Below are 5,505 nucleotides of genomic sequence, written 5' to 3' on the forward strand. Positions count from 1 at the left end.
GGAGGACATTCAGGAAGAAAAGCCCTTTTTCTCCTTGGATACGTCTTTCGATTTCTCAATGCTGGGATCCATCGACATTCGCGACAAGGCAGTGTTCTCCCGGCAATTTGCTGCCTTGATCAACGCCGGCGTGTCGATGGTGCGCTCTCTCACCATCATGGAGGAGCAAACCGGCAACCCCAAACTCAAAAAGTACCTGCGGGCTATCCGAGCGGAGGTGGAGGCGGGGAAAAACCTCTCCGACTCCATCCGCCCTTATCCCGACGCCTTCGACGGCCTCTACTGCAGCATGGTGCAGGCGGGGGAGGTGGGCGGCGTGCTGGACGAAGTGCTCAACCGCCTGGCCAAGCTGCTGGAGGACATGGATCGCCTGCAGAAGCAGATCAAGTCAGCCATGACCTACCCGGTGGTGGTGACGATCTTGGCTGTCTTGATTTTCTTGGGCATGGTGCTGTTCATCTTGCCCACGTTTGAGAGCATCTACAACGACTTGGGTGGGGAGCTGCCCGCCTTTACCCAGTTTTTCATCAACATCAGCAAGTTCCTGCGCACGCCCCAGTACAGCTTGGGGCTGGTGGGCTTTCTATGGGCCGTCTATTTTGCTTTCCGGCGCTTTTACCGCACCCCTGCCGGCAAGGAGACCATCGACGCGCTGGCCCTCAAGCTCCCTATCTTCGGGGATCTGATCCAGAAGTCGGCGGTGGCTCGCTTCTGCCGCACCTTTGGCGCTCTCACCCGCTCCGGGGTGCCGGTGCTGACTTCCTTGGAAATTGTGCGCGACACCTCCGGCAACCAGGTGGTGGCCAACGCCATTGACGCCGCCCGCCAATCCATCTCAGAGGGAGGGCAGATTGCCCCTGCTCTGGGCAAGGCCAAGGTCTTCCCAGTCATGGCCATTCAGATGATCAGCGTGGGGGAAGAGACAGGGGAGCTGGACGCGATGCTGATGAAGACGGCGGATTTCTACGAGCTGGAGGTGGAGGAGGCGGTACGCGCCCTGACCAGCTTGATCGAGCCGTTGATGATCGTGATCCTGGGGGGTATGGTGGGCTGCATTATCGTGGCCATGTACCTGCCCATGTTCAACGTGTTCGAGTTGGTGAAGTAGTGGATTGGGCTGACCCTTGAACCCCCAGGGCGGCCAGGGCACAGGGTAGGAGCAACAAAGGAGAGGGATCCCATGCTGAGGCGATGGTTAGCGGCCCTGGTGCTGTTGTTGGGGGTGGGGCTGGCAGTTTTGCTTTCCGAACAGCCGACGGGATCCCTGGCGGGACGGGTGGAGCTGCCGGCAGGGGTAGCTCTGGAGAGCGTCCGGGTGATCGCCGCCGGCCCGGCCACGCGCAGCGCCAGCTTGGCCTCAGATGGCGAATATCGCTTGGATCGATTGCCTGTTGGGGAATACCAGGTGACGGTGCAGGGATCCGGCCTGGAAACGGTGGGCAGCCAGGGATCCGTTCTGGTGCGGGAGGGGGCAACGGTTCGGATCCCCACCTTGCGCCCTCAGCTTGTCCCCCCCGGTCTCTATCTCTACAGCACCAGCCAGGTGTTTACGACCGCAGAACCGGCGCGGCTGCAGTGGCGGGCCACCAGCCTGGGCTCGGTGCAGCTCAGCCTCTATCGCTTTTCCCTGACAGAGCTGCAGGGATCCCCTCTCTTGCGGGATTTGGCGGATGCCGGCTATGGATCCTTGGATCCGGCTCTGTATCCCACCCTGCGGCGGGAGCTTGTGCGCAGTTGGCAGCAGCCGGTGCCACGACGAGCGGGAGAGGGGTGGACAGCCCAAACCTTGGAGCTGGGGATCCTGCCGCCGGGGGCCTACTGGGTGGAGGCGGAGGGCCGGGAGCCGCTGAATGCGGCTGCACCCTTGCCCCGTTCAGACCATTGGTTTTTGGTGAGCGATCTCGGCCTCATCCAGAAGCAGGATGCCAGCCAGTTGGTGGTGCAGGCGGTGCACCTGCGGGAGCTGCGTCCCCTGGCCGGGATCCAGATCCAAGTTTTCGGGGAGTGGGGGGATCCCCTGACGGCCACCACCGATGCAGAGGGGCTGGCCCGCTTTGGCCTGCCGGCGAGAGAGGGTTCTTCCCTGGTGGTCTATGGCCGCAGTGCCGACAGCACATTACAGGCTTTGTCCCGCAGCTATGCCTATGGCTGGAACCAGACCCACCGGATCTACGCCTACACCGATCGTCCCCTCTACCGCCCTGGCCAAACCGTCTATTTCCGCGCCCTGGTGCGAGAGCAAACCCGCCTCACGCCGCCCCCCCCAGGACAAGCAGTGCAACTGACCCTTACGGCCCCCAACGGGGATGTATTGAGCGAACAAACCCTGGCCACCAATGCTTTTGGCAGTGTCCATGGGGAGTTTCAACTGCCAGAAGAAGCGTCCCTGGGCAGCTACGGCCTGGAGTGGCAGGTGTCAGGGCCGCAGGGATCCAGCGGCGAATACACCTCTTTTCAGGTGGAAACCTACCGCAAGCCGGAGTTTGAGGTGGCGGTGGTGCCCGACCGACCTTGGCTGGTGCGGGGGGGATCCCTGAAGGTGCAGGTGGAGGCCGAGTATCTTTTCGGCGCGCCGGTGGCCGCTGCCCAGCTCCGCTACCGAGTTTACAGCAGCCCCGACTGGAGCCTGCGCTATGGGCTGTTGCCCCGTTCTGCCGAGGAAGACTATTTCGCCGACGACCTGGGAGAGGAGCAGGGCTACTACGGCGGCTACGGCCAGTTGGTGGCGGAAGGGGAAGGGGTGACGGATGCCCAAGGGCGGGCGGAGTTTCGCCTGGATCGCCTGCTGCAGGATCTCAACTGGGAAGAAGACAGCTACTGGGGCCCCCAAGAGGTGCAGCAGTTGCGCATCGAGGTGGAGGTGACCGATATCAGCCGCCGGACGGTAACAGGATCGGCGCGGGCCTGGGTCACGGCTGGCGAATTTGCCCTCTTTGCCGAGGCCGACCGCCACCTGCCCGCTCCGGGGGATACCCTCACCTACCGGCTGCAAGCCCGCGATTACGATGGCCGCCCCGTCAGCGCCACCGGAGAGCTGAGCCTGGAGCGCTGGCGCTGGGATCCCAAGAGCAACACCTACCAACGGCAAGGTACCCTGCTGCGGCAGCCTTTTCAGATTGTCAACGGGGAAGGCAGCCTCGACCTCCACCTGCCCGCCGACCTGGAGCCGGGAGACTACCGGGTGCGGTTGACGGCATGGGATCCCCGCCGTCAAAGTGCTCCGCACCGCTGGCGCGAACGGGTGCAGGAGGTGGACTATCTCTGGGTGGTGGAGCCGGGCAGCCCCCTACAAAGTTGGGGATCCCTGCCCAGCCTGGAAGTGGTGGCGGATCGGCAGATCTACCAGGTGGGGGAGGAGGCCCAGATCCTGATAGTCTCACCGCTGCCGGATGTGGCGGTGCTGGTGGGCATTGAGGGATCCCGGCTGCACCAGGTGCAGGTGCTGCGTCTCCAGGGGCATACGGCCACGCTGCGGCTGCCCATCCGCGGCGACTATCGTCCCAACCTCTACGTCACTGCCACTGCCATCGGCCCAGAGCGGCGGCTGTACCGAAGCGAGGCCCTGCTGCGGGTCTCCCCCTTGGATCGCTTTTTGCAGGTGGAGCTGCAAACCGATAAACCCACCTATCGACCGGGCGAGACCGCCCAAATCCAAATCCGCACCCGCGATGCCCAAGGGCAGCCGGTGAGCGCCGAGGTGGGCCTAGGGATTGTGGACAATGCCCTCTACCTATTGCGACCCGACTTCACCCTGGATATTCGCCGCTTCTTCTATGGGCGCCAGTACAACCAAGTTACCACCACTACCTCTTTCCCTCAGCAATATCCCGGCGGTGCTGACAAGCTGGCCGGCCAAGTGCGGGAAGACTTTCGCGATACCGCCGCCTGGTTCCCGGATCTGGTCACCAATGCCGATGGCCTGGCTCAGGTGCAGGTGCGCTGGCCCGACAACCTGACCACCTGGCGCTTGACCGCCCGCGCCGCCACTGCCGACACCCAGGTGGGATCCGCTCTTGCCACAGTCTCGGTTAGCAAAGACCTGTTGGTGCGCTTGGCCGCTCCCCGCTTTTTCCGGGTGGGGGATCAGCTCACCTTGGCGGCCATTGTGCAAAACCGCACGGGTCAAGCCCAAGCGGTGGAGGTGCGGCTGGAAGTTCCTGTTCCTGCCGGTGGGATCTTGAAATTGCAAGGCCCGGAACGACAACGCCTCACCGTGCCGGCCCAAGGAGCGGGGCGGGTGGAATGGCCTCTCCAGGTTCTGGGGGCCGGAGATACCTCTCTGCGGGTCTGGGCGGAAGGGAATGGGCTGAAAGATGCGTTGCAACTGCGGATCCCCAGCCAGCCCTTTGGGGCGGCGCATCGCTTCTCCCAAGTGGGCCAACTGGGAACCCCGTCTGGCTTGCGTGAAGGGGAGTCTGGCAGTCTGGAGTTGCCGCTGGATTGGCCCGCCACCTGGGTGCCGGGATCCCGGCAGCTTCACCTGGAACTGGCCGCTAGCCCGGCAGCAACCCTGCTGGGGCCGCTGGATTACCTGGTGGAGTTCCCCTACGGCTGCACCGAGCAAACCCTGAGTCGCTTCTTGCCCGCCCTAGCCGTCGCCCAAGTCAGCGAGCAGTTGGGCTTGAACCTGCGCTCTCAAACCCTGGAGCGGCTGCCTCGAGTGCTTCGATCCGGCTTGCAGCGGCTGGAGGGATCCCAGAACTACGATGGGGGCTGGGGCTGGTGGGCCCATGACCGGAGCAACCCCTATCTGACCGGATACATCCTGCAGGGATATCATCTTGCCCAAGCTGCTGGCTATGCCCTCAAAGAGTGGCGGGTGCGGCAGGCCTTGGACTATCTGGCCGCTCAACTGGCCCAGCCACAAGCCCTCTCCCCGGATCTGCAGGCTTTTGTCGCCTACAGCCTGGCCCTCTGGGATCCCGCCTTGGTGACTGCCGACCTGCCGCCGCCGGAGCGGCTCTCCACCTTTGGCCTGGCCTACCGAGGGCTGGCCGCCCTGCAACTGGGCCAAGGGAACACTGCCCAGGCGGATCTGGATCAGGCCCTGCAACGGCGGCAGCAGGATCCCCAAGGGCGCTGGTTTATCCCGGCTGCCTCTTCCTTGGCAACCCACGAGCGCTCCACCTACGACGACATGGAGGTGGCCGGCCCGCTTTTGCAATTGGCCGTTCGCTTGCAGGATGACCGGGCTGCCCAGATTGCCGAGGCCCTTCTCCAGCAGCGGCAAAACAACCGCTGGCGCACCACCAAAGCCACCGCCGATGCTCTCCTCGGCCTATCTGCCTACTACCAGGCCCAGCAGCAGCAGCTTCCCAGCCCCGGCGAGGTGCGGGTGTTGGATGGGACAACCGGATCCCTTCTCGGTCGCTGGCAGGCCGGCGCTGGGGATCCCCGCTATGGGCTGGATTGGGCTGACGCAGAAGTGGGGAACCTGAGCAGCCTGCGCCTGGAAAAGTCCGGCCCCGGCCCCCTTTACTACAGCTTGAGGGGAGAAGCCTTCGT

At 64.0% G+C, this 5,505-nt stretch carries 2 protein-coding genes; both read left to right on the forward strand.

Features of this window, described 5'->3' with window-relative positions; translation table 11 throughout:
• On the forward strand, nt 1-1,108 hold a 1,108-nt coding region (locus NW856_RS12050), incomplete at its 5' end, for a type II secretion system F family protein (protein ID WP_414400469.1).
• A 72-nt stretch (nt 1,109-1,180) separates the two neighbouring features.
• Nucleotides 1,181-5,505: alpha-2-macroglobulin family protein (locus tag NW856_RS12055; RefSeq protein ID WP_414400470.1), on the forward strand; the 4,325-nt coding region annotated here is incomplete at its 3' end.

Source organism: Synechococcus sp. R3-13 (assembly GCF_047462195.1).
GTDB lineage: Bacteria > Cyanobacteriota > Cyanobacteriia > Thermostichales > Thermostichaceae > Thermostichus.